The organism is Oscillibacter sp. KLE 1728, from assembly GCF_934833455.1.
GTDB classification, from domain to species: domain Bacteria; phylum Bacillota; class Clostridia; order Oscillospirales; family Oscillospiraceae; genus Oscillibacter; species Oscillibacter welbionis.
Map to the genome: position 1 here is coordinate 1 of NZ_CAKVVF010000010.1, position 22,762 is coordinate 22,762.

General features: G+C 63.8%; 18 protein-coding genes, 5 tRNA genes and 1 riboswitch. Of the genes, 4 read left to right on the forward strand and 19 right to left on the reverse strand.

Going from position 1 to position 22,762, the window contains the following annotated elements; genetic code table 11:
• The 9 genes from QVE23_RS01915 to QVE23_RS01955 all read right to left on the reverse strand — a co-directional run.
• On the reverse strand, window positions 1-1,502 hold a 1,502-nt coding region (locus tag QVE23_RS01915; RefSeq protein ID WP_287967493.1), incomplete at its 3' end, for a sensor histidine kinase.
• Between the two features lie 18 nt (window positions 1,503-1,520).
• Window positions 1,521-2,189, reverse strand: a complete 669-nt coding sequence (locus QVE23_RS01920) for a response regulator transcription factor (RefSeq protein WP_021748873.1) — start codon at window positions 2,187-2,189, stop codon at window positions 1,521-1,523.
• 69 nt (window positions 2,190-2,258) lie between these two features.
• Complete coding sequence (locus tag QVE23_RS01925; RefSeq protein ID WP_287554218.1) at window positions 2,259-2,918, reverse strand: HD domain-containing protein; 660 nt, start codon at window positions 2,916-2,918, stop codon at window positions 2,259-2,261.
• A gap of 48 nt (window positions 2,919-2,966) precedes the next feature.
• Window positions 2,967-3,614, reverse strand: a complete 648-nt coding sequence (gene phoU, locus QVE23_RS01930; RefSeq protein ID WP_025544788.1) for a phosphate signaling complex protein PhoU — start codon at window positions 3,612-3,614, stop codon at window positions 2,967-2,969.
• Between the two features lie 13 nt (window positions 3,615-3,627).
• A complete protein-coding gene (gene pstB, locus QVE23_RS01935; protein WP_021748870.1) occupies window positions 3,628-4,383 on the reverse strand; it encodes a phosphate ABC transporter ATP-binding protein PstB in 756 nt (251 codons plus the stop codon).
• 15 nt (window positions 4,384-4,398) lie between these two features.
• Entirely contained in the window at window positions 4,399-5,253 is an 855-nt protein-coding gene (gene pstA / locus QVE23_RS01940) for a phosphate ABC transporter permease PstA (protein WP_021748869.1), read from the reverse strand.
• A 6-nt stretch (window positions 5,254-5,259) separates the two neighbouring features.
• A complete protein-coding gene (gene pstC, locus QVE23_RS01945) occupies window positions 5,260-6,108 on the reverse strand; it encodes a phosphate ABC transporter permease subunit PstC (protein ID WP_394802909.1) in 849 nt (282 codons plus the stop codon).
• 228 nt (window positions 6,109-6,336) lie between these two features.
• Window positions 6,337-7,218 (reverse strand): phosphate ABC transporter substrate-binding protein, encoded by an 882-nt coding sequence (locus QVE23_RS01950; RefSeq protein WP_021748867.1) that lies wholly within the window; start codon window positions 7,216-7,218, stop codon window positions 6,337-6,339.
• A gap of 185 nt (window positions 7,219-7,403) precedes the next feature.
• Entirely contained in the window at window positions 7,404-8,795 is a 1,392-nt protein-coding gene (locus QVE23_RS01955) for a tyrosine-protein phosphatase (protein ID WP_051319952.1), read from the reverse strand.
• Between the two features lie 202 nt (window positions 8,796-8,997).
• On the opposite strand from QVE23_RS01955, the gene QVE23_RS01960 reads away from it, so the two are divergent.
• The 3 genes from QVE23_RS01960 to QVE23_RS01970 are packed head-to-tail and all read left to right on the forward strand — an operon-like array spanning window position 8,998 to window position 12,486.
• Window positions 8,998-9,972, forward strand: a complete 975-nt coding sequence (locus QVE23_RS01960; protein WP_119310570.1) for an AAA family ATPase — start codon at window positions 8,998-9,000, stop codon at window positions 9,970-9,972.
• A complete protein-coding gene (locus QVE23_RS01965; RefSeq protein ID WP_287967494.1) occupies window positions 9,956-11,179 on the forward strand; it encodes a DUF58 domain-containing protein in 1,224 nt (407 codons plus the stop codon). Before QVE23_RS01960 ends, QVE23_RS01965 begins: the two co-directional genes overlap by 17 nt.
• Window positions 11,176-12,486, forward strand: coding sequence for a DUF4129 domain-containing protein (locus QVE23_RS01970; protein WP_287967495.1), 1,311 nt, complete (start codon window positions 11,176-11,178; stop codon window positions 12,484-12,486). Before QVE23_RS01965 ends, QVE23_RS01970 begins: the two co-directional genes overlap by 4 nt.
• A 161-nt stretch (window positions 12,487-12,647) precedes the next feature.
• Here QVE23_RS01970 and QVE23_RS01975 read toward each other — a convergent pair whose 3' ends face one another.
• The 9 genes from QVE23_RS01975 to QVE23_RS02015 form a co-directional block, all read right to left on the reverse strand.
• Window positions 12,648-17,060 (reverse strand): acyl-CoA dehydratase activase, encoded by a 4,413-nt coding sequence (locus QVE23_RS01975; protein WP_287967496.1) that lies wholly within the window; start codon window positions 17,058-17,060, stop codon window positions 12,648-12,650.
• Window positions 17,061-17,484: 424 nt separating this feature from the next.
• A tRNA-Cys gene (locus QVE23_RS01980) sits at window positions 17,485-17,559 on the reverse strand.
• Between the two features lie 106 nt (window positions 17,560-17,665).
• Window positions 17,666-17,741: transfer RNA gene (locus QVE23_RS01985), tRNA-Gly, on the reverse strand.
• Window positions 17,742-17,744: 3 nt separating this feature from the next.
• Window positions 17,745-17,820 (reverse strand) — tRNA-Phe (locus QVE23_RS01990).
• A gap of 83 nt (window positions 17,821-17,903) precedes the next feature.
• Window positions 17,904-17,980, reverse strand: a tRNA-Asp gene (locus QVE23_RS01995).
• Window positions 17,981-17,985: 5 nt separating this feature from the next.
• A tRNA-Val gene (locus tag QVE23_RS02000) sits at window positions 17,986-18,062 on the reverse strand.
• A 77-nt stretch (window positions 18,063-18,139) separates the two neighbouring features.
• Window positions 18,140-19,030 (reverse strand): Hsp33 family molecular chaperone HslO, encoded by an 891-nt coding sequence (gene hslO / locus QVE23_RS02005; RefSeq protein ID WP_021749075.1) that lies wholly within the window; start codon window positions 19,028-19,030, stop codon window positions 18,140-18,142.
• A gap of 16 nt (window positions 19,031-19,046) precedes the next feature.
• Window positions 19,047-19,802, reverse strand: a complete 756-nt coding sequence (locus tag QVE23_RS02010) for a class I SAM-dependent DNA methyltransferase (protein ID WP_119310566.1) — start codon at window positions 19,800-19,802, stop codon at window positions 19,047-19,049.
• On the reverse strand, window positions 19,799-20,095 hold the full coding sequence (locus QVE23_RS02015) for a YerC/YecD family TrpR-related protein (RefSeq protein ID WP_025544442.1): 297 nt from the start codon (window positions 20,093-20,095) through the stop codon (window positions 19,799-19,801). The genes QVE23_RS02010 and QVE23_RS02015 overlap by 4 nt, the downstream gene beginning before the upstream one ends.
• A gap of 198 nt (window positions 20,096-20,293) precedes the next feature.
• Between QVE23_RS02015 and QVE23_RS02020 the strand changes: the two genes are divergently transcribed.
• On the forward strand, window positions 20,294-20,983 hold the full coding sequence (locus QVE23_RS02020; RefSeq protein ID WP_287967497.1) for a DUF3298 and DUF4163 domain-containing protein: 690 nt from the start codon (window positions 20,294-20,296) through the stop codon (window positions 20,981-20,983).
• Window positions 20,984-21,036: 53 nt separating this feature from the next.
• Here the strand turns inward: QVE23_RS02020 and QVE23_RS02025 are convergent, their stop codons facing one another.
• Window positions 21,037-22,407, reverse strand: a complete 1,371-nt coding sequence (locus QVE23_RS02025; RefSeq protein WP_036630181.1) for an alanine/glycine:cation symporter family protein — start codon at window positions 22,405-22,407, stop codon at window positions 21,037-21,039.
• Window positions 22,408-22,506: 99 nt separating this feature from the next.
• A riboswitch (glycine riboswitch) is annotated at window positions 22,507-22,598 on the reverse strand.
• Between the last annotated feature and the right edge of the window lie 164 nt (window positions 22,599-22,762).

A 22,762-nucleotide genomic window follows, 5' to 3' on the forward strand; every position in this document is an offset into this window, starting at 1 on the left:
CGCTCGAATACCCGGCCCTGGGCCTCCCGGGGAATGCCGATGCCAGTATCCGCCACCGTGATCCGAGGGCCGAAGGCGGTATTTTCCACTGTGACGGTGACGCTGCCGTTCGCCCGGTTGTAGGCGATGGCGTTGTCGCAGAGGTTGTAGACGATCTCCTCCACGATCTGGGGTACGCCCCGCACCAGAGCCTCGCCGCCCTGGAGCCGGGTGGTCACCTGTTTCCGCTGGGCCGCCGGAGCCAGCTGCTCCAGGACGGCCCGCGCCTCCTCGTACAGATCCACGGTCTCCCACTGGCCCAGGCCGCCGCCCTCGTCCAGGCGGGACAGCTTGATGATGTCGTTCACCAGCCCGATGAGCCGCTCCGTCTCCCGGTGGATGTTCCCGGCGAAGTGGGGGACGTCCTCCGGCTTCACCAAACCGTTCTGCAGGATCTCCGCCGTACCCAGGATGGAGGTCAAGGGCGTCTTCAGCTCGTGGGAGACGTTGGCGGTGAACTCCCGCCGCAGCCGCTCCCGCTGCTCCTTCTCCGTCACATCCAGGATCACCAGCACCGCACCCGCGATCTGGCCGTCCTGTTCCACAGGACTGGCGATGATCTGGCGGCAATCATCGTCCTTTTCCAGCAGCTGCTCACACCGCCGACCGGCCAGAGCCTCCTCCACGCAGCGGCGGAAGCCCGCCTCCCGGTTCAGGGCGTAGACGCTCTCTCCCTCCTCTGTGGGGACCTGCGCGTAGAGCAGCCGCAGCACGGCGGAATTGTAAGTCAGCACCCGCGTCTCCTGGTCGATCACCAGGAAGCCCTCGCTCATGTTCTCCGTGATGGCGGTGAACTCCTCCTGCCGGCGCTTTAAATCCCGCATCTGCCGCTGGATCTGCCTCTGCTGGCTGCGGAGCTTGGACAGCAGGGGCGTCAGCTCCTCATAGGTCTCGCTGCCGGCGGGGTCATTGAGGTCGATGGCGTTGATGGGCTCCACCAGCTGCCGCGCCACCCGGGAAGCCAGCGCCATGGCCAGGATGAAGGCCAGCAGCATCATCAGCGCCACCGGCTGCAGCGCCTGCAGTACCAGGACCCAGACGGAATACTGGGCGCTGGACACCCGCAGCACCGTTCCGTCGGCAAGCCGCTGGGCCGCATACAGCGTCTGCTGGGAAAGCGTGTCCGAATAGCGGACCGCATGTCCCTTCCCCAGGATCAGCGCCTCCCGGATCTCCTCCCGCTGGGCGTGGTTCCCCATCTCCTCCGGGTCCTGCCGGTTGTCGAAGAGCACGGTGCCGTCCGCATCCACCCAGGTAATCCGGTAGCTGCCGGGCAGATCCTCTGTGAGATAGTCCGTGCCATTCTCCTCTACCCCATGGGCGATGTACTCTGCCAGACTCTCCAGCTCACCGGAGACCCGATCCTGGAAATAACCGTGGAGCACGCCCACGATCAGCACCAGGCTGGCCAGCAGCACTGCCAGGGACACGCCCAGGATGGAGCGAAAGATCCGTTTCGTCATGTCTCTCCAGCCCTCCTGTCAGTTCACAGGGCTGATCTTGTAGCCATAGCCCCGGACCGTCTCGATGTAAGCGCCCGCCTCTCCCAGCTTCTGGCGGAGGGTCCGCACGTGGACGTCCACGGTCCGGCTCTCGCCGGTAAAGGCGTAGCCCCAGACGTTCTCGATCAGCTGCTCCCGGGAAAGCACCTGGCCGGGGTTGCGCAGCAGCAGGCACAGCACTTCAAACTCCTTCTGGGTCAGGATGGTCTCCTGTCCCCGGACCCGGACGATGTGCTGCCCCGGATCCACCTCCAGAATGCCGCAGCGGAGGGTGCCGTTCTCCGTCTCCGTCCGCCGCAGCAGCGCCCGGATGCGGGAGAGCAGCTCCATCATGCCGAAGGGCTTGGCCACATAGTCATCGGCGCCGCCGTCCAGACCCACCACCTTGTCGTACTCCGTGCCCTTGGCCGTCAGCATGATGACCGGCAGCTTGGCCGTGCGGGGCGTGGCCCGGAGCTTTTTCAGGACGCTGAGTCCATCCTCCTCCGGCAGCATGATATCCAGCAGCACCAGGGCAGGCATCTGCTCTCCCACGGCCTGCCAGAACAGGGAGGGCAGCGGAAAGCCCCTGGCCTCCATACCCTGGCTGTTCAATGTATAGATCACAAAATCCCGGATACTGTCGTCATCCTCCAGCAGATAGATCACAGATATCCCTCCCCATTCAATCTCTCCGCCCCGCTGGAGGGACGGAGGGTGTCTCCCTCCGGCGGCCGGTCAGATCAGCCGCTGCTCGTTAATCATCAGCTTGAACTGCAGGCCCAGCTTCTCCGCTGCCTTTCGACAGAGGAGCATCCGGCCCATGAAGATCTCAAAATAGTCCATGACAGAGCCGTACTTCGTGTCCACGGACAGCTTCAGCTTGATGAGCGTGTGCTCCTCGTTGATCTTCAGGACGGACTTCTTCACCGAGTAGTTCACCCGGTCATGGATGTCGAAGCTGGCCATATCCGGATTCCGGACCCGGCTGCGGCGGACGTCGGACTTGTCCGCCAGGATCAGTGCCGCCGCCACGGCGTTCACCGGCATGCCGGTGCCCTCGTCGTGGTTGCCGATGGCGGTGACGATGGTGGCGATCTCCTCCGGAGGACAATCCATGTTGTCCAGAATGCGGAAGGCCATGACCGCACCGGACTGGGAGTGATCCACCCGGTTCACCAGGTTGCCGATGTCGTGAAGAAACCCGGCGATCTTTGCCAGCTCCACCGTCCGCTCCGGATACCCCAGGGTGGAGAGGATATAGGCGGCGTTTTCCGCCACCGCCGTCACGTGGGCAAAGCTGTGCTCCGTATAGCCCAGAGCGGTCAGAGACTCGTCCGCCCTCTGGATATAGGTCCGGACCGCAGAATTGTTTTTCACATCCTCATAGGTAAGCATGGCCCCTCCCCCTTTTCAATATCGGCGCCGCGCCTGTGCGCAGGCCGCTCAGTTGTTGGAGGGGTGATTCCCCGTAATGGAGTACTCCACCCACTCCGCCACGTTGGTGGCGTGATCGCCGATCCGCTCCAGATACTTGGCCACCATGATGAGATCCAGCCACAGCTCGCCGGAGTCGGCGTCTGCGGCGATCAGCCCGATCAGCTCCTTTTTCACCTGGTTGAACAGGTCGTCCACCTGGTCGTCTTCCCGGCAGACCTCCCGGGCCAGCTCCAGATCCCGCTTTACAAAGGAGTCCACACTGTCTGTCACCATCCGGATGACGGCCTTGGACATCTCCTCGATCCGCTGGCGGCCGGGGCCGTCCGGCAGACGCACGAACCGGGTCAGCTCCGCGATGTCCGCCGCCTGGTCCCCGATCCGTTCCAGATCGGAAATCATCTTCAGCGCAGAGGAGATCTCCCGCAGGTCCCGTGCCACGGGCTGCTGCTGCAGCAGCAGCTTCAGGCAGAGGTTCTCCACCTCCCGCTCCTTCTGGTCGATCTCCCGCTCCGCCTCCCCGGCGGCGCGTGCCAGGTCCTCGTCACCCTTCATCAGGGCCTGGGCCGCGGCAGAGATGGCATCCTCACACAGGGCGCCCATCTGGATCATTTCCACGTGCAGCCGCTCCAGCTGCTCGCCAAATCTGTTTCTCACCTTACGTCCCTCCTTAGCCGAACCGGCCGGTGATGTAGTCTTCTGTGCGCTTGTCCGTGGGGGTGGAGAACAGTGTCTCCGTCCTGCCGAACTCCACCAGATCCCCCAGCAGGAAAAACGCCGTGTTGTCGGAGACACGGGCGGCCTGCTGCATATTGTGGGTCACCATGATGACAGTATACTTGCTTTTCAGTTCCACTGCAAGGTCTTCGATCTTGGAGGTGGAGATGGGGTCCAGGGCGCTGGTGGACTCATCCATCAGCAGGATCTCCGGCTCCACTGCCAAGGCACGGGCAATGCACAGCCGCTGCTGCTGGCCGCCGGAGAGGCCCAGGGCACTCTTCTTCAGCCGGTCCTTCACCTCGTCCCAGATGGCGGCGGAGCGGAGAGAGTTCTCCACGATCTCGTCCAGCTTGGCCCGGGAGCGGATGCCGTGGGTCCGGGGGCCGTAGGCCACGTTGTCATAGATGCTCATAGGGAAGGGATTGGCCTTCTGGAACACCATGCCGATCTGCTTGCGCAGCCAGGTGGTGTCCACATTGGGGGCGTAGATGTTCTGCCCGGCGTAGTTGACCTCCCCCTCAATGCGGATGCCCGGTACCAGGTCATTCATCCGGTTCAGGGTCTTCAGAAAGGTGGACTTTCCGCAGCCGGAGGGGCCGATCAGGGCGGTGATCTCATGCTCCGGAATGTCGATATTCACACCGTGGAGGGCATGGTGCGCCCCGTACCACAGATTCAGGTCCTTTACTTGAATGATGGTGGACATTTCGTATCCTCCTCGTCAGTTTTTCTTCAGCTTCCGGCCCACCAGATTGGCGGACAGGTTGATGACCAGCGTCAGCAGCATCAAAATGGTGGCGATGGCGAAGGCGATGTCTGTCTCGCCCCGCTCACTGGCATACACATACAGGGCCACGGTCAATGTGGCGGAGGAGGATTCCAGCGCAGTCACAAAGTTATTGAGCACCAGGCCGAAGCCGGCGGTGTACAGCAGCGCCGCGCTCTCGCCCACAATGCGGCCCACCGCCAGGATGCAGCCGGTGACGATGCCGTCCACCGCGTTGGGCAGCACCACAGTGCGGACCATGTGCCATTTACCGGCGCCCATGGCCAGGGCGCCCTCCCGGTAGGAGTCCGGCACGGTCTTCAGGCTCTCCTGGGTGGTGCGGACGATGGTGGGCAGGATCATCACCACCAGGGTCAGGCCGCCGGCCAGCACACCGGTCTTCAATCCCATCATCTGGATGAAGAACAGCATACCCACCAGGCCGAAGATGATGGAGGGGATGCCGGTGAGGGTCTCGGTGGCGAACTCGATGACAGCCACCAGACGCCGGTTGGTGGCGTACTCCGTCAGATAGATGGCGGCGCCCACGCCCAGGGGCAGCACGATCACCATGGACAGCAGGATGATATAGAGCGTGTTGAGGATATTGGGCAGGATACCGATGGTGTCGTTGATATAGCTGGACTGGGTAGACAGCAGCTCCCAGCTGATGAATGGGACGCCCCGGTAGAAGATATAGCCGATGATCAGAACCAGCAGCGCGCAGGTGAGGAAGCCGCAGAAGTACAGCACCACCCGCAGGCCCTTGTCGTACAGCTGGCGCCGGGGGGACAGGGTATGAGATTCCATGTTCGGTCAGTCCTCCTTTTTCCGCTTGATAAAGACGTTGAGGAACACATTGATCAGCATGATGAAGAGGAACAGCACCAGGCCGATGGAGAACAGGGCATTGCGGTGGAGGGAGCCCACGGAGGCGTAGGACATCTCCGAGGCAATGGCGGTGGTCAAAAACCGCACCGGCGTCAGCAGGCCCGGCATATTGGCCACATTGCCCGCCACCATAATGATGGCCATGGCCTCACCGATGGCCCGGCCGATGCCCAGCACAATGGCGGTGGCGATGCCGCTGCGGGCAGCGGGCACGCTGACGCGGAACACGGTCTCGATATGGGTGGCCCCCAGGGCCAGAGACGCCTCCTCATACTCCCGGGGCACGGCGCGCAGCGCCGTCTCCGACACGGAGACGATAGAGGGCAGAATCATCACCGCCAGCACGATGATAGCCGCCAGGAGCGTGGCGCCGGAGGGCAGGTCAAAGGCCACCCGGATGGCGGGCACCAGCAGGATCATACCCACCAGGCCGTACACCACGGAGGGGATGCCGGCCAGCAGTTCCACTGCCGCATGAACTACGGCGGCAAACTTAGGCGGCGCCACCTTGGACAGGAAAATGGCCGTCATCAGGCCGATGGGCACCCCCACGAGAATGGCCCCCGCCGTGCCCGCGAAGGAGGTGAGGATGATGGCGAAGATGCCGAAGTCTCCGGTAGAGGCATACCAGCGGGTCCCGAACAGGAAGTTGATGGGCCCGATCTCCAGAATGGCCGGCAGGCCCGAGATGATAAGGTAGATGCTGATGAGGAGCACGAACGCCACAGCCACCATGCCGCAGATAAAGAAGAGGGCATTCATCACCCGCTCCATGGCTTTCAGGGCTTTTTTCCCGGTCATGGGCTCCTTTTTCCTGTCGGCGGTGCCGACCAGCGCGCCGTCCATGGCGGCCTTCACAGCCTGCCCCGCGATTTCATGTTCCATAAGGTTCTCCTTTGTTCCCGGACAAGGCGTCCGTCCAGATTTCAGCGGAACGGCCGCCGCCCCAGTGGTGGGCACGGCGGCTGACCGTATATATGAGGGTGGAAAACAAGCGTTGTCTTACTGGGCCACGGGCACGGCGCCGGCGTTGGCGATCAGGTCGCTGGCGGCGGTGGAGGTGGCGAAGTCGAAGAAGGCCTGGGCCGCGTCCGACAGGGCCTCATCGGTGCGGGTGGCGAACACGAAGGGACGCTGAATGGCATAGCTGCCGTCCAGGACCGTGGCCTCAGAGGGAGCCACGCCGCCTACAGTCAGGACCGTGATGCCCTTCTGATCCTGCACGGCGGAGAGGGAGGCATAGCCGATGGCGCCGGGGGTGGTACGGACCGCCTCGATCACGGCGCCGGTAGAGCTCAGCTCCTGGGCCAGCACGCACTGGTCCTCAGTGCCGGTGATAGACTCGAAGCCGTCACGGGTACCGGAGCCGGACTCACGGCCGATCACGGCGATGGCGCCGGCGTCGCTGCCGAACTCAGACCAATCGGTGACAGCGCCGGTGTAGATGGAGGCGATCTGCTCCAGGGTCAGGTCGGAGACGGGGTTCTCAGCGTTGACGATCACGGCGATGCCGTCCAGGGCCACGATGGTCTCAGTCAGGCCGCCCGCCTTCTCGTCATCGGTCAGTGCGCGGGAGGCCAGGCCGATGTCGCAGCTGCCGTTGGACACGGCCTCGATGCCGGCGCCAGAACCGGTGGGGTTGTAGGTGACGGACACGCCGGAGTTGTCGGCCATAAACTGCTCACCCAGGGCGCCGATGACCTCCTCCATGGAGGTGGAGCCGTCGGTGGCCACAGTGCCGCTCAGCTCAGCGGTCTCCTCCTGGGCGGCGTCGTTGGAAGCGGTATCATCCGTGGTGTCGTCAGCCGTGGTGTCACCGCCGCAGCCGGCCAGCAGAGCCATGACCATGGTCAGGGACAGCAAGAGCGAAAATACTTTTTTCATATCGAAGATTACTCCTTTTCCTATGTCTGTTGCTCAAGGGACGGTCTTAGTATAAACAGCCGGAAGTAAAATCCGACACCAGGACTCTGTAAAGTCTATGTAAAATCCTTGCAAGCGCATACAAAGGCAAAAAAACAGCTCCCGGATTGCTCCGGGAGCTGTTTTCAAAAACGAATCAGGCATTTTCAGGCAGCGGGGATGGTCAGCACCTGCCCGATGTGGATCATGCCGGGGTCACGGATGGTATCCCGGTTGGCCTCGTAGATCACAGTCCAGCGAGTGCCGGTGCCGTACACCTCATAGGCGATGTTCCACAGGCAGTCTCCCGCCTCCACGGTGTAGGTCTGGGCCTGGGGAACAGGCTCCTCCGGCGTCTCCTCCGCGGGAGCCTCGGTCTCTACCGTGTAGTCCTTAGCCAGGTTCGCCTTCAGGGCGGTCACCTCGTCTGCGGTCAGGCCGGCGTCCAGCATATAGTCCTCTGCCGCAGCGGCCAGATCCACAGTGGTCAGATCCGTGCCCTCCGCAGCGCCGGTGATGTTGGTGAGGATGGAGACGATGTTGCTGTTCTTCACCGCCTCATACTGCTCGCTGCCTTCTTCCAGGTGATAGTAATTCACATAGGTGGTCATGTAGTCCGCCACAACCTCGTCATAGGTGGCGCCCATCAGGCACTCCAGCAGGGCGGAGACAAAGCCGGCCCGGTCCTTGCCCTCGGTGCAGTGGACCAGATAGGGCCCCTCATTCTCCGCGAAGAAGCGCAGGCCCTCCGCCAGGCCGGACTTGAAGTCGGCAGCGGTGAAGTCCACGCCCAGGTTCAGGGCCTTCACCTTCCCCGCCTCGTACAGAGACTGGTAGTAGGGGGAGTCGAAGCCCTCGGCGGCGATGTAGCCCTCGATCAGCTCGTTGGAATCCGCCAGGTTCATGACCGCCTGGATGCCGCCGGCCTCTGCCAGGTCATCGGCATAGGAGGCGCGGCCCAGCTCGTTGTTCACGGGGCTGCTGCTGCGGAAAAAGGCGTTCTCCCCCAGATCGCCCACAGCCACATTGCGGAAGTTGGCGAACACCGCGTCGGAGGCGTAGTCCGCCCGCTCGTCGGTGCGGGTCAGCTGGTGGATGAGGTACTGGTCATAGTAGCCGCCCTGCTCCTTCATGGAGATGGAGACGGTGATGCTCTCCAGGGACTGGCCCTCGGGGAACTCCCAGGTGTAGGAGCCGTCCTCGGCGGTGACCTTGGCGGCCAGGCCGTTGCTGGTCGCAAAGTCCCCCATGTTGATGGCGGCGATCAGCACACCCTCGCTGTCCCGCAGCACCAGCGCGCCGGTGTCCACATCGGAGTAGTTGGTGCACAGGGGCATGTCATACCCAGTGCCATTGACGGTGACGGTCAGCAGGTCGCCGTATGTGTAGCCGCCGTCCTTCAGGTCCGCCGGATCGATGTCCAGGACGATGTTGCCATACTTCTGGATCTCGGTTACGCCGCCCTCCAGGGTGGGGTACTCCGTCTCCGCAGCGGATGCGGGCAGCGCCAGGCTGAGCATCAGCACCAGGGACAGGAGCAGGGACAATGTCTTCTTCATACGCATTCCTCCCAAATTCTCGTCGGTCCTGTTGCGGGACCTTCTGTTTCGTATCATAGCACAGGCGTTTCCGCTTTTCCAGAGGGTTCCCTCCTTTTCACGCATTTTTTCAGATCTTCCCGGAGCTGGCATCCGCTCTTGCGGTCCGCTTTCGGGTTAGATATAATAGAGGGGTATTTCATGGAACCTGGGAGGCACGACTATGGACTTCACGGAACTCCGCCATTTGGCGGAGCAGATCGAGACAGAGTGCGGCAAGGCCATCATCGGCAAGGGTGAGCAGATCCGCCTGGTACTCACCAGCCTGTTTGCCGGCGGGCACGTGCTGATTGACGATATCCCCGGCGTGGGCAAGACCACGCTGGTGAAGGCCCTCTCCGCGGTGCTGGGCTGCGGCATGGTGCGGGTGCAGTTCACCCCGGATCTGCTGCCCTCAGACATCGTGGGCATGAACATTTACAGCCAGAAAACCGGGGAGATGGTCTTCACCCCCGGCCCCATCATGACCAACATCCTGCTGGCGGACGAGATCAACCGGGCCATCCCCCGCACCCAGTCCGCCCTGCTGGAGGCCATGGAGGAACGGCAGGTGTCCGTAGACGGCGTCACCTATCCCCTGGCCCCACCCTTCATGGTCCTGGCCACCCAGAACCCCGTGGAGACGGAGACCACCTTCGCCCTGCCCGCTGCCCAGCTGGACCGCTTCCTCTTCAAGCTCTCCATGGGCTACCCCACCCCCAGGGAGGAGGCCGCCATGCTCCGAACCGTGGGAGACGGAGCCGCCTTTGCGGACCTCCGCCCCCTGCTCTCCCCGGAGGAAGTCAATCGGTTCACCCGGGAGATCCGGCAGGTCCGCCTGTCCGATCCGGTGGTGGCGTACATCGTGGAGCTGGTCCAGGCCACCCGGGAGCAGCCGGAGCTGGCCTGCGGCGCCAGCCCCCGGGTGTCCCGGGACCTGTTCCGGGCCTCCAAAGCCTATGCCGCCCTCTCCGGCCGGGACTATGTCACCCCGGACGATGTGAAGTATCTGGCCCGCTACGTCCTGCCCCACCGGGTACTGCTGTCCCATCAGGCGGCGCTCTCCGGCCTGGAGGCGGCCGGCGTGGTGGAGACCGTACTGGCCCAGGTGCCCTGCCGGGAGACCGGGGAGGTCCTTGCCCATGGCCAGAACGCCTGAGTCCGCTGCAGTGGACTTCGCCGAGTCCAGCCTGTTCACGGGGCGCTTCTCCATCCTGGCCCTGGCAGCCTGCGGAGTGGGCTTCAGCCTGAGCGGGCGGCTGCCCGCCGCCATCTTCTCTCTGGCGGCCGCCGCCGTGGCCGCCGCGGCCCGCCTCTGGGCCCGCCATGTGCTGGACGGCGTGAACGCCGCCCTCCAGGCGGAGCGGAGCTGCGTCTTCCCCGGGGAGCCCTGTCCTCTGCGGGTGACGCTGGACAACCCCAAGTGGCTGCCCCTGGTCTGGCTGACGGTGCGCTTCCCCCTGGAGCCGGGCGGCGCCCTCCGGCCGGAGCACCGCTGGGAGGCCGTGGAACTCCCGGAGGGGGGCGTGCAGAAGCCCTATTATGAAAAGAACGTCTCCTTCCTGCTGGGGCATCAGCGGATGTCCTACACCAGCCGCCTCCAGGCGGAGCACCGGGGCCTGCTGTCCTTTGACCGGATCCGGCTGCTCTCCGGCGATGGCCTGTGCCTGTGTGTCCGGGAGAAGGAAATCCCACTGCCCAGGCCCGTGACGCTGGCAGTGTTTCCCCGGCTGGTTCCCGTGTCCACCCGCTGGTTCCTGCGCAACAGCTGGGAGCTGGAGACCGGCGCCCGGGGCTTTCAGGATGACCGGACCGTGATCCGGAACGTCCGCGCCTACCAGCCGGGGGACAACGCCCGGTCCCTGAACTTCCGCCTGATGGCCCGGGGGCAGGGCGCCATGGTGAACATCTACGAGAAAATCTCCCCCCGCCGGGCCGCGTTCCTGTTGGACGGTGCCTCCTTCGCGGGCCTGCCGCCGGAGGACTTCGAATCTGCCCTGGAGATCCTGGGCTCCCTGGCGGCGCAGCTGATGGAAGAGGAGGTGGCCGTGTCTCTGCTCATCTCCCGCCCCGCCGGGCGGCTGGAGCAGTTTGCCGCCTGCCGGGACCGGCGGCAGCTTCCCGCAGTCCTGACGCTGCTGGCCGCCGCAGACACCGCTGTCTCCATTACGGCGGACGAGATCCTGCCGCGCCTCCGCACCCTCTCCGGCGCCTTTCTGATCTGCGGGGATGTCCGCCGCCTGGACGCCGGTACCTGTGCGCTGCTGGAGCGGCACCGCGTCCCCCTGCTGGCCTGGGGGGAACAGTCTCACCCCCTCCTGCGGGTCCTGGACCTGAATGCTTTTCGGGCAGGAGGCGGCCTATGAGACATGGAAAGGCCACCGCCCTCAAGTGCCTGCCGCTGGCCACCGAGCTGCTGATTGTCTTCCTGACGGCCGATATTCTGTGGCAGCTCCTGTGTGGCCGGCCGCCCTTCTCCATGTGGGGGTTTCTGCTCTCTGGCGGGCTGATGACCGCGGGCAACAGCCTCTTTCTCCAAAAGCCCCGCCGCTTTTGGCAGATTCTGCTGCTGAACGTTCTTCTCTGCGCCGTCTGGATCCCCCTGCTCAGCCGCACGCTGGACCTGACCTATCCGCCTCTTCTGGTGATTCAGGTGCCCCTGTACCTCTTCCCCCTGTGCCGGGGATACCACTGGGGCGTCACGCCTGTCACGGTCCGCCACCTCCACGGGGCCGGGGAGTACATGGGCCTGTATGGGCTGTTCTATCTGATCGTGGCCTCCTTCGCCCCTCAGCTGCTGGACCGGGTGCCGGTTCTGTTGGCGCTGCTGGCGCTGGATCTGCTGGCAGTGGTGGGGATGCGCACCTCCGGCCGCAACACCATTCGGGCCGGTTCTCCCTTCGGGCGGCTTCCTGCTCTGCTGGTCCCAGCGGTCCTGGCCTTGCTGGCTGTGGCCGCCTGCGCTCTGCTGCTGGCCGCCAGGGGGGAGCTGATCCCCATCTTTCAGGCCGTCGGCAGCCTTCTGGAGGGCGCCCTGACCGCTGTATTCCGGTTCCTGACGTCTCTCTTCCAGGGCCGCTCCGCCGGGTCCGCAGGGATGTCCTCCGCCGCCGGAGGCGGCAGTGAGGCCGCTCTGCCTGTGGAAAGCGCCTCCGGCCCCGCCATCGCCCCTCAGCTGGTGACGGCGTTGCTGCTCCTGTCCCTGGCCGCGCTGGTCCTGGCCGGAGTGGCTGCCCTGGTGCGCTGGCTCTGGCACAGCCGCAGCCGCATCAGATTGCCGGAGGAGGATGATGACGACGGGCTCGTCAGGCAGCGTCTGGGCCGCCGTGGCCTGCTCTACCGGCTGGGCCAGCGCCTGCGGGTCAGGGCATTTCTGCTGCGGTACGCCGGAACCCCCCGTGCCGCCCTTCTGGAACTGGAGCGCTGGGGCGCCCGCCGCCGCTGCCGCCGTCAAAGCCAGGAGACCCCCCGGGAGTATCTGGAACGTCTGGCAGGGGGGCCCCTCCGGGACGCGTTGGATGCGCCCATGCAGGCTCGGTACAGCATTCTGGTGGACGATGTGGAGCGGAGCTTGTACAGCACGCTTCCGCCCCGCCTCTCCCGGGAGCAGGTGCGGGAGCTGCTCTCCACTGTCCATAGAAGCGCCCGCACGCCTCCTGCACGTGCGAAGTGACCGCCGACCGGTCCGCGCCTCCAGAAATGCCCGAGATTCCCGATAACCGAAAATTCAAGAAGGCAGCCGTTCGCATGAACGGCTGCCTTCTTTGTATCCAGGTCGAACCTCGGCACCGGGCATTCCTCTCCGGAGTCTGAAAATACAGCCGACGCCCGCGCTTATGTAGAGGACAGCGCCGGACGGGGCGAACCGCCCCGGGTCTTTTGGGGTGCCGGTTCCACACTAGCTGCGGAATGCTCCGCCTCCGCGGTCTGATTCATGATGAGCATCTGGAGCCGGTTCTCCACATTGGCGTAGCTGGTGTCCGGATCCAGGTCCAGGGGCAGGATCTGCACGCCGGGGAACTCCTCCTTGAGCCGCTTGGTGACGCCCCGGCCGCACACGTGGTTGGGCAGGCACCCAAAGGGCTGGAGGATGATGAAGGACCGGACCCCCTGGTGGGCGTAGTGGGCGATCTCGCCCGCCATCAGCCAGCCCTCGCCGCAGGTGAGGGTCTTGGGGATGAAGTGCTCCACGTCACTGTACAGGTCCTGAGGCCGGGCCGCCGGGTGATACAGGGGATGGGACCGGGCAATGCGCTCCAAAAACCGCTGGATGAACTCCACGGCGCCGTCCAGGGCGAAGGGATAGGGCGCCAGATGGGCACCGAAGTCCCGGATCTCGCTGATGGCCGCCTGGAAGTCCTTGCGGAACTGGTAGGTGATGCGGGGCAGGATGACCTCCATGTCGTTGCGTTCCAGGTACTCCTCCACGTGGAAGTTGGTGCCGGGATGAAAGTTCACCAGCAGCTCGCCGGTGACCAGCACCCGGGGCTTGCGGCGGGAGCGGTCATAGCGGAGCCCCCGGAATGCCTCGATGGCCCGCCGGAAGGCACCGATCATCTTGCCCAGCCCCTGCTTGGATGCGGCGGCAATCCACTCCACACATTCGCTGAACACGCGGTTCGTCTCGCCTGCCGCCGTCTCATAGGGGCGGATCTTCCGGCACAGCTCCTCCAGAATGTCCAGCATGGAGAAGGCCCACGCCGCCAGCAGCACAGACCGGGCCCCCAGCATGGACACGCCGGGGTGGATACCCTTGGTGTCGCCAGGGTCTGTGGTGAGGATGGGGACGTTTTCAAATCCGGCGCTGTCCAGCGCCTTGCGCAGAATCGCGGTGTAATTGGCCATCCGGCAGTCGCAGCTGAGCTTGGCCATGCCCACGGCCACGGAGTCCTCCGGATAGTTTCCCTTCTGCAGGGCGTCGATCAGCTCGCCGATGACCATCTGACAGGGGAAGCAGATGTCATTGTGGGTGTACTTCTTCCCCACCCGGATCTGCTCCACGCCGCCCACCGGCAGGCTCACCGCCCGAATACCCTCCCGGTCCATCAAGGCCGTGAGAAGAGTGGACACCGGGGCGGAGATATTTGGCACCAGCACAGTCCGCAGCTTCCGGTCCTCCTCGCGGTACTTCACCGCGTAGGGCTCCGGCAGGCGGCAGGCCGCCTGCTCCGCCTGGGCAGAGCGGCGCAGCTGTACCGTCTCAATAAAGGACTGGACCCGGATGCCGAGAGACCCGGCGGCCTCGCTCTCGTCCACCTTCAGGATCAGGGGCGGCTTGCCGCTGCCCTCCCCCAGCAGGCGGATGATCTCATCGGACAAAATGGCATCATGGCCGCAGCCAAAGCTGACGATCTGCACGTACTCCAGGCAGGGCTGCTCCGCTGTCACCATGGCGCCGGAGAGCATCCGGGCGTGGAAGTCATTGGTGATCTCCACACGGGACCGGCGCAGGTCCGCCTTCTCCAGTCCGGGCAGGCTATCCACCGTCAGCACCGGGATGCCCCGGCGGGTGAACATCCCGGACAGGTCGTGGTTGACGAGGGGGTCCGTGTGATAGGGCCGTCCCGCCAGCACCACGGCGAAACCGCCCGCCTTCCCGGTGTCCGCGATGACCCGCTTTCCCTCCTCCACCAGCTGATGGCGGAAAGAGAGGATGGCCGTCTCCGCCTGACGGTAAGCGGCCTCCGCCTGCCGCTTTGTGGCGCCACAGTGTTCCACGGCATACCGGCAGATCTGCCGCTTCCGGTCCTGCTTGCTGAACCAGTGGAACACCGGCGTCTCAAAGCCCACGGAGAAGTGCTCCCCGGGGGACTGGAAGTTCCGCACCACCATGGAGTAGCCCATGATGACCGGGCAGACGTAGGGGCTCTTCTCCCCTTTGTTCTCTGTGGGCATGTGGAGGATATAGGGCAGGAAGATCCGGTCTACGCCCTGTTTGGACAGGTCCAGCACATGGCCGTGGACCAGCTTGGCCGGAAAACAGATGGTGTCCGACGCCACGTACTGCAGTCCGCTCTCATACTGTCTGCGGCTGCTGGGATGGGAGAACTTCACCCGATATCCCAGAGCCCGGAAGAAGGTACTCCAGAAGGGCATGCTGTCCCAGAACTCCAGCACCCGAGGCAGGCCCACGGTCTGGCTCTGCTCCTCCCGCACGGTGGATACCGGATATGTCTTGAACAGCAACTCCTGCCGCAGCCGGAACAGGTCCGGCACTTCCTGGGCCTTATGGGCAGGTGCCGCCTCCATCACAACGGCGCCCCGGTCGCACCGGTTGCCGGTGACATAGCAGCCACCGTCCGGGAAATGCAGGATCGTCCGGCTGCAGTGGTTGGTGCAGTGGGGGCAGAGTACACCGCTCTCCCGGGTGTATTGGAAATTTTTCACCGCGTCAAAGCCGATAAAAGCGGAGCAGCGGCCGTTGGCGTAGCCGTGGGCCTCCACCTCCTGCTTCACCGCGAGAGCCGCACCCAGAGCGCCCATCTCGCCGGGATAGGGGGCCAGGGTCACGTCCCGGCCCAGATACTCCTCCAGGGCCCGCAGGACGGCGAAGTTTCGGAAGGTGCCCCCCTGGACCACTACCCGATCCCCCAGCTCCGCCACGTTGGCGATGCGGACCACCTTGGTGAACACGTTCTCGATGATGGACCGACACAGCCCCGCCATCAGCTCGTCAGGCTGCTTGCCGTTGCGCTGCTCGTTGATGATGGTGCTGTTCATGAACACAGTGCACCGGCTGCCCAGCTCGGCAGGGGCCTGAGATCGGAAGGCGGCGTCCGCCACCTGGTCCACCGGCATCCCCAGGGTGGCGGCGAAGTTCTCCAAAAAGGAGCCGCAGCCGGAGGAGCATGCCTCGTTCAGCATGATGTTCGTGACCACGCCGTCCTTCAGCCAGATGGCCTTCATGTCCTGGCCGCCGATGTCCAGCAGAAACGTGGCGTCCGGGAAGAAGCGGCGGCAGCCCCGGGCGTGGGCCACGGTCTCTACTGTGTGGTAGTCGGCGTGAAAGGCAGCAGAGAGCATCTGCTCGCCGTAGCCGGTGGTGCCCAGGCCCAGCACCTCCAGCTGGATGCCCAGCTTCTCATACTTCTCCGCCAGGGCCAGCAGGCCCTCCCGGACCACCTTCAGCGGCTCCCCCTGGTTGTTGGCGTAGAAAGTGTCCGTCACCTGCTCGTTCTCGTCTATAAAGACGAACTTGGAGGTGGTGGAGCCGGAGTCGATGCCGATGTACCCCCGCAGAATCTGCCGGTCCGCGGCATCCACCGGCCGGCGCAGCTCCGCCCGGTGGCGGCGGAGAAAGACCTCCCGCTCCTCGTCGCTGGCAAAGAAGGGCCTGCCGGTGCCGGAGGGCCCTTCGGTCTGGGCCGGGGCCTTGTCCAGCCGCTCCATGGCCTCTGCCAGGGTCATGGCGTCCTCCTGTCCGGGGAACAGCTCGTCGATGGCGATGGCGGTGCCCCGGGCCACGATGGTCTCCGGGTGGTCCGGTCGAACGATATCCCTTTCCTCCAGATTCAGCCGCTCCGCAAACACCTGCACCAGCGTGGGGTTGAAGGTCAGCGGGCCGCCCTCAAAGATGATGGGGGCCGTCAGCTCCAGTCCCTGGGACAGGCCGCCGATGGTCTGCTTGGCGATGGCGTGGAAGGTGGAAAGCGCGATATCCGCCCGCTCCGCCCCCTGGATCAGCAAGGGCTGGATGTCTGTCTTGGCAAACACGCCGCAGCGGCCGGAGATGCTGTAAACGGTCTTCCCGCGGGCAGCCAGTTGCTCGAACTCGTCCGCCGGCACGTTCAGCAGCGCGGCGATCTCATCGATAAACGCGCCGGTGCCTCCGGCGCAGCTGCCGTTCATCCGCATGTCGGAGGTCTGGAGCTTTCCGCTGGCCTCGTCATAGCGGAAGAAGATCACCTTGGCATCCTGTCCGCCCAGTTCCACCGCGGTGCGGACCTCCGGATACAAGGCCCGGACTGCCGCCGCGTTGGCCACCACCTCCTGGACATAGCAGGCCCCCAGGGCGGCGGCAATGGGCCGTCCGCCGGACCCGCACACGCCGATACGGAACCGCATGCCGGGAAAGTGACCGGCCGCCTCCTCCAGCAGCTGCCGGACGGTATCCGCCTGATGGGCGTTATGCCGCTGATAGCGGGTGAACAGTACGCTGTTGTCAGCCGGGTCCAGGGCCACTGCTTTGACGGTGGTGGACCCCACATCCACGCCGAGGCGCAGAATATCCGAATTGATATGTGCCATATACACTCCTTCTAGGGAAAACGCCCCAGACCCGTACGGCAGCCTGGAGGGCGCGCCGGCGGATCGGGGGCTGGTCTCCCACATCTCTGTTTATTCGAACTCATTATAGCACGTTTTTCTCACAGGCTCTTGTATATTTTTCGTAAAGAATTTGCCGTTTTAGCTATCTTTTTCCCCAAAAAAGTCCGCCATCTTCCCATCCATTTTCGTCAAAGCAGCATCCGCAGGCACACGTCCCCGCAATCGAATCGCATAGGCGAGCGGAGCCGTATTCTTTGCGGTCCGATTGCGGGGCAGAGCCTTTCCGCCGTGCGGATGGTTCCGCTGAAAAAGAAAAGCGGGCACAGGCGGAATCCAATCCCCTGCGCCCATGAATGCATTTAGACAAAAAAACAACCACATCTTTTCGATGTGGTTGTTTTTCTGGAGGTGACACCCGGATTTGAGCCGGGGAATCAGGGTTTTGCAGACCCTTGCCTTACCACTTGGCTATGTCACCGTTGCTTCTATTTTATTATATGCAGTTTGAACCGAAATGTCCACTGCTTTTTTAAATTTTCTTTTCCACTGAGAATGCCCACACAAGATCGTGTGGGCATTCTCAGTGGAGCGGGCAACGAGGCTCGAACTCGCTACCTCCACCTTGGCAAGGTGGCGCTCTACCAGATGAGCTATGCCCGCAAGTGGTGCCCAGAGCCGGAATCGAACCAGCGACACGGGGATTTTCAGTCCCCTGCTCTACCAACTGAGCTATCTGGGCAAATCTTTTCCGCGCCGCACGGCGCGGGAGGGGAATTGCAACCCCAAGGGGACCCACGAGATGGAACTCCATCTCGTGGGAGATGGCGACCCGGAACGGGCTCGAACCGTCGACCTCTAGCGTGACAGGCTAGCGTTCTAACCAACTGAACTACCGGGCCATTTGTGGTGGGAACAACTGGACTCGAACCAGTGACCCCCTGCTTGTAAGGCAGGTGCTCTAACCAGCTGAGCTATGCTCCCCGATTGCCGCTCATTTCAGACGGCAAAAGTTATTATACTCAAAGACGCCCGGTCTGTCAACTGGAAATTTAATTTTTTTACATTTTTTTCTGGAGCCCCCGGACCATGGCCTCCAGATCTGCTCTGGAGAAGTGCTGCACATTGTCACAGAAGCGGCAGGTGAGGTCCGCGCTGCCCTGCTCGTCGATCATGGCCTGAAGTTCCTCCGGCCCCAGGCTGATGAGGGCCCGCTCCATCCTGTCCCGGCTGCAGTAGCAGCGGTACTCGATGGGGCTCCTCTCCAGGATCTCCAGGTCGAAATCCGACAGAGCGTGCCGCAGCATAGCCTCCGGGTCCGGATCATTCCGCAAAAGTCCCGTCACCGGCCCTGCGGCCATCAGGCTGCCCTCCACCTTGGCGATGACATCCTCGCCAGCGCCGGGCAGCAGCTGGATCAGATACCCGCCGGCGGCCAGCACGCTCTGGTCCCGGTCTACCAGCACCCCCAGGCCGCAAGCCGTGGGGATCTGTTCGGACTCCACGAAATAGGCCGCTAGGTCCTCCGCGATTTCGCCGCCCAACAGGCCCACGCTGCCCACATAGGGCTCCTTCATGTTCAGGTCCCGGATCACCGTCAACGTACCCTCATGGCCCACAGCGGCCCCCACATCCAGCTTGCCGTCGGGCCGCAGAGGCAGGTCCACGACAGGATTGTCCACCGTTCCCCGGACGTTGCCCTGGTTATCGGACACCGCCAGCAGCGTTCCCAGCGGGCCTCCGCCCTTGATCTGCAGCGTCACGCTGGCCCCGTCCTCCTTCAGGGCGTTGCCCATCATGGAGACCGCAGCCAGCGTCCGGCCCAGCGCCGCCGTGGCCACAGGCAGAGCCTTGTGGATCTGACGGGCGCGCTCTGTGAGCGCCCGGGTGGAAACTGCCGTGGCCTTGATATGGCCATCCTTGGAGATGGCCCGGATCAACTGATCGCTCATTGTACAAACTCCTGTTTTATCTTGGTCTGACCGGCTTTTGACACCGGAAAATCCAGCGGTCCTCCTCCGCCGCCGGTGGACGGCTGGTGAGGTCGCCGGTGACGGTGACAGCGCCGAAGCCCGCCTCCGTCAGATACGTCTCCAGCTCCTCCCGCCCCCAGGCCCGCTCCCGGTGCTCCTCAAAGGCCCGGTCCCAGCTCCCGTTGGCGTTCAGCCGGAACAGGTCCACCTGATAGGTGCAGATCTTCCGGCCGGGGGCGTAGAAGGTCCGCCAGACGCAGTAGCTGTCCTCTGTCTCGTCCAGATAGACCTGCCCGTCCATCCGCCGGAGCTTGTAGGGGGTGTTCACATCGAACAGGAACAGTCCGCCGGGCCGCAGCCAGCGGTATACCCGCCGCAGCGTCTCCCGCAGGTCTGCCGTCCGGGTGAGGTAGTTCAGCGCGTCCAGGGTGGAGATCGCCGCATCCACCTCCATGCCCAGGTGCAGGCGGGGCATGGACTGGTGCAGGAACATCGGCGGCTGCTCCAACGCCGCCGCCTTCCAGGCCGCCTGGGTCAACATCTCCTCGGATCCGTCCACGGCGATCATCCGGTATCCCCGCTCCGCCAGCAGGCAGGCCATGGTGCCGGTTCCGCAGGCCAGATCCAGCACCGTCTCCACCGGGAGGGCGCTTCTGTGGAACTGCCGCGTCAGGTAGTCTGCCCGCCGGCGGTATTCCACATCCACTGTCAGGGCATCGTAGCTGGCGGCCAGGGCGTCATAACTGCTCATTTGTCCCGCTTCTTGTACCGGGCGAAAATCTTCTCGTAGGCCCCGGTGCCGTAGCTGAGGGACCGGTTCACCCGGCTGATGGTGGCGCTGGAGGCGCCGGTGCGCTCCAGGATCTCGTTATAGATCATGCCGTCGTCCAGCAGGGAGGCTACCTCGAACCGCTGCTCCATGGCCCGCAGCTCCGACACGGTACACAGATCCTGGAAGAACTCATAGCACTCCTGCTCGTCCTTCAGCAGCAGGATCGCCTTGTACAGCTCGCCGTTCTTTTCCTTCTTGCCGATCTTTACCATATCCAGTACCCTTTCTGGGAGGCTCCAACAGATTTGCGGCGCTTCGCCGCCAAGATGTATTTTAACACTCTGCCGCGTGAAAGTAAAGGGCTCCGGACAGAAAAAATTTCTTGCACTTTAAAGCGTGTCCAGTCACCCCGCCCGGCGGCAGGGCATAGGCTGGTGCAGAACAGCATCTTTTCGGAAGGAGCGGCGCCTATGAACGAACCTCTCACCCAGCTGCACGCAGAGGCCATGACCGCGGAGCGGGAATGGACCGTAGAGGAGATCCCTGTGCTCTCCGCCTCCATCTCCCTGCCGGAACCAGTTCCAGCAGCGGACAAAGTCTCCCGCCGCATCCGGCGGTATTACCAGCTCCAGTGCCGTTCCTTCCTACGCTATTGTGAGACGTACCTCCTGCCTGCGGCGGCGGAGGAATACCGCGCTGCTCTGGCGGCCAGCCTGCCCCTGCCCCACTTCCGGGCGGAGCTGACCTATCAGGTCACCTACAACGACGGCGGCCTCTGGAGCCTGTATACCCAGTCCCGGGAGAGCGGCTTTTCAGGGCGCCCCACGCTTCTGCGCCATGGGGATACCTGGGATCTGACCTCCGGCTATCCGGTGCCTCTGTCCGCCTTCTTTCCCCGCCGCAGCGGATGGAAGCGGCGGCTGATGGAGGCAGCGGAGGCGGAGATCCAGCGGCAGGAGACGGCTGGGATCTCCCGGTACCATGAGGGCGTCCGCCGGCTGCTGCGGCGCCATTTCAACCCGCAGAACTTCTATCTTACGGCGGAGGGTCTGTCGCTTTTTTATCCCATGTACGCCATCGCCCCGGCCATGGAGGGCATCCCGGTCTTCACCCTCCCCTACGGCCAGGGCGGTCCGGCCCTCCCCGCCCGGGATGCTTGAAGAGACCCTCCGCCCGGAACTTCGGGCGGAGGGTCTCTTTCTGGGCGGGGCGCTTATTTGCGCAGGGCGTCCCCTCCCCTGGCCGCCTTGGCCACCAGCCCGCTGAGGGCCAGCAGCGCCAGCAGGTTGGGGAACACCATCAGCGCATTGAACAGGTCGGAGAGGTTCCAGACCAGGGGAGCCTCCAGCACAGCCCCCAGGGCCACGCACACCACCGCAATGCAGGCGTAGACCTTGACAGCCTTCACACCGAATAGATACTTCACGTTCTGCTCGCCGAAGAAGTACCAGCCGATGATGGTAGAGAAGGCAAAGAACAGCAGGCAGATGGCCACATAGAAATTGCCGAAGCTGCCGAACACCGTGGAAAACGCCACCTGGGCCATGTTCTCCGCCGCCGGATTGGCAGCCATGTCGCCCACGTTCAGCGCGCCGCTGGTAATCATCACCAGGGCGGTTATGGTCAGGACCACAAAGGTGTCGATAAACACACAGACCATGGCCACAACGCCCTGGTCCTGGGGCTTTTCCACCTTGGCCATGGCGTGGGCGTGGGGGGTAGAACCCATGCCTGCCTCGTTTGAGAACAGGCCCCGGGCCACGCCGTAGCGCATGGCCTCCCGCACGCCGATACCCACGGCGCCGCCCAGGATGGCCTGGGGGTTGAAGGCACCCTCAAAAATCAGGGCAAAGGCGTGAGGCAGGTTGGTAATATTGGCAATCAGCATGACGAGGCCGCCCACCAGATAGAAGCAGGCCATGACAGGCACCAGCTTCTCCGTGACGGCGGCAATGCGGGTGACGCCGCCCAGGAAGATGAAGGCGGCCACCACCGCCAGCACCACGCCCACGATCCAGGTGGGGATGCCCAGCGCCTCCTGGAAGGCGTTGCTGATGGCGTTGGACTGGACCATGTTGCCGGTGAAGCCCAGGGCGAAGATGATAGCCAGCGCGAAGAAGCCCGCCAGGATCTTGCCGAAGGTCCCCTTGAATGCCTGCCGGATGTAGTAGACGGGTCCGCCGATGACGTGCCCCGTCTCGTCCTTGGTCTTGAAGGTCTGGGCCAGCACCGCCTCGCCGTAGATGGTGGCCATGCCGAAGAAGGCCGCCAGCCACATCCAGAAGATGGCGCCGGGGCCGCCGGAGATCATGGCGGTGGCGCAGCCGGTGATGTTGCCTGTGCCCACCTGGGCGGCGATAGAGGTTGCCACCGCCTGGAAGGAGCTCATGCCCTCCTTGCCGGCCTTCTCGCCGTTGAGGTTCACGCTGCCGAACAGCCGCCGGAAGCCGGCGCCGAATTTGCGCACCTGGATGAACCGGGTGCGGATGGTGAAGATGATGCCGGTACCCACCAGCAGATACAGCAGCAGGCCGTTCCACACAAAGCCGGCCAGTTCGCTGACCTTTGCGGCCAACAGATCCATGTCCATGTTTTCTCTCTCCTTGTCCGCAAACGAAAAGGGCCGGACAGACCCTGCCCAGCCCAACAAAGCGCCGGCCCCCTCCGCTGTGCGGAAGGGCCTGCCCTTTACTCTGTCCTTTTACCTGAGAGATTCAGCGGGATTTCCCGCCTTGCACCTTCGGTACTCATCTGAGCTTCTCCAGAGCCACATCCATCCCTAGTCCTCATCCCGTGCCGGGACACCTGAGAGTTTCACTCCTTCGGCAGGCTTGCGCCGTTTCTCTAGGGACTTCGTTTGCCTTTATGTAATTGACACTTGTTACCTTATCACGGACAATACCCATTGTCAATGGAGTTTTTGTACAGGAGCCGTCCGC

What these genes read in the sequence shown, in the direction of transcription:
- QVE23_RS01925 (WP_287554218.1), bottom strand. Translation starts at nt 2,918, where the DNA reads ATGCTTACCTATGAGGATGTGAAAAACAATTCTGCGGTCCGGACCTAT.
- pstB (WP_021748870.1), bottom strand. Translation starts at nt 4,383, where the DNA reads ATGTCCACCATCATTCAAGTAAAGGACCTGAATCTGTGGTACGGGGCG.
- pstA (WP_021748869.1), bottom strand. Translation starts at nt 5,253, where the DNA reads ATGGAATCTCATACCCTGTCCCCCCGGCGCCAGCTGTACGACAAGGGC.
- pstC (WP_394802909.1), bottom strand. Translation starts at nt 6,108, where the DNA reads ATGGAGCGGGTGATGAATGCCCTCTTCTTTATCTGCGGCATGGTGGCT.
- QVE23_RS01950 (WP_021748867.1), bottom strand. Translation starts at nt 7,218, where the DNA reads ATGAAAAAAGTATTTTCGCTCTTGCTGTCCCTGACCATGGTCATGGCT.
- QVE23_RS01955 (WP_051319952.1), bottom strand. Translation starts at nt 8,795, where the DNA reads ATGAAGAAGACATTGTCCCTGCTCCTGTCCCTGGTGCTGATGCTCAGC.
- QVE23_RS01960 (WP_119310570.1), top strand. Translation starts at nt 8,998, where the DNA reads ATGGACTTCACGGAACTCCGCCATTTGGCGGAGCAGATCGAGACAGAG.
- QVE23_RS01965 (WP_287967494.1), top strand. Translation starts at nt 9,956, where the DNA reads ATGGCCAGAACGCCTGAGTCCGCTGCAGTGGACTTCGCCGAGTCCAGC.
- QVE23_RS01970 (WP_287967495.1), top strand. Translation starts at nt 11,176, where the DNA reads ATGAGACATGGAAAGGCCACCGCCCTCAAGTGCCTGCCGCTGGCCACC.
- QVE23_RS01975 (WP_287967496.1), bottom strand. Translation starts at nt 17,060, where the DNA reads ATGGCACATATCAATTCGGATATTCTGCGCCTCGGCGTGGATGTGGGG.
- hslO (WP_021749075.1), bottom strand. Translation starts at nt 19,030, where the DNA reads ATGAGCGATCAGTTGATCCGGGCCATCTCCAAGGATGGCCATATCAAG.
- QVE23_RS02010 (WP_119310566.1), bottom strand. Translation starts at nt 19,802, where the DNA reads ATGAGCAGTTATGACGCCCTGGCCGCCAGCTACGATGCCCTGACAGTG.
- QVE23_RS02015 (WP_025544442.1), bottom strand. Translation starts at nt 20,095, where the DNA reads ATGGTAAAGATCGGCAAGAAGGAAAAGAACGGCGAGCTGTACAAGGCG.
- QVE23_RS02020 (WP_287967497.1), top strand. Translation starts at nt 20,294, where the DNA reads ATGAACGAACCTCTCACCCAGCTGCACGCAGAGGCCATGACCGCGGAG.
- QVE23_RS02025 (WP_036630181.1), bottom strand. Translation starts at nt 22,407, where the DNA reads ATGGATCTGTTGGCCGCAAAGGTCAGCGAACTGGCCGGCTTTGTGTGG.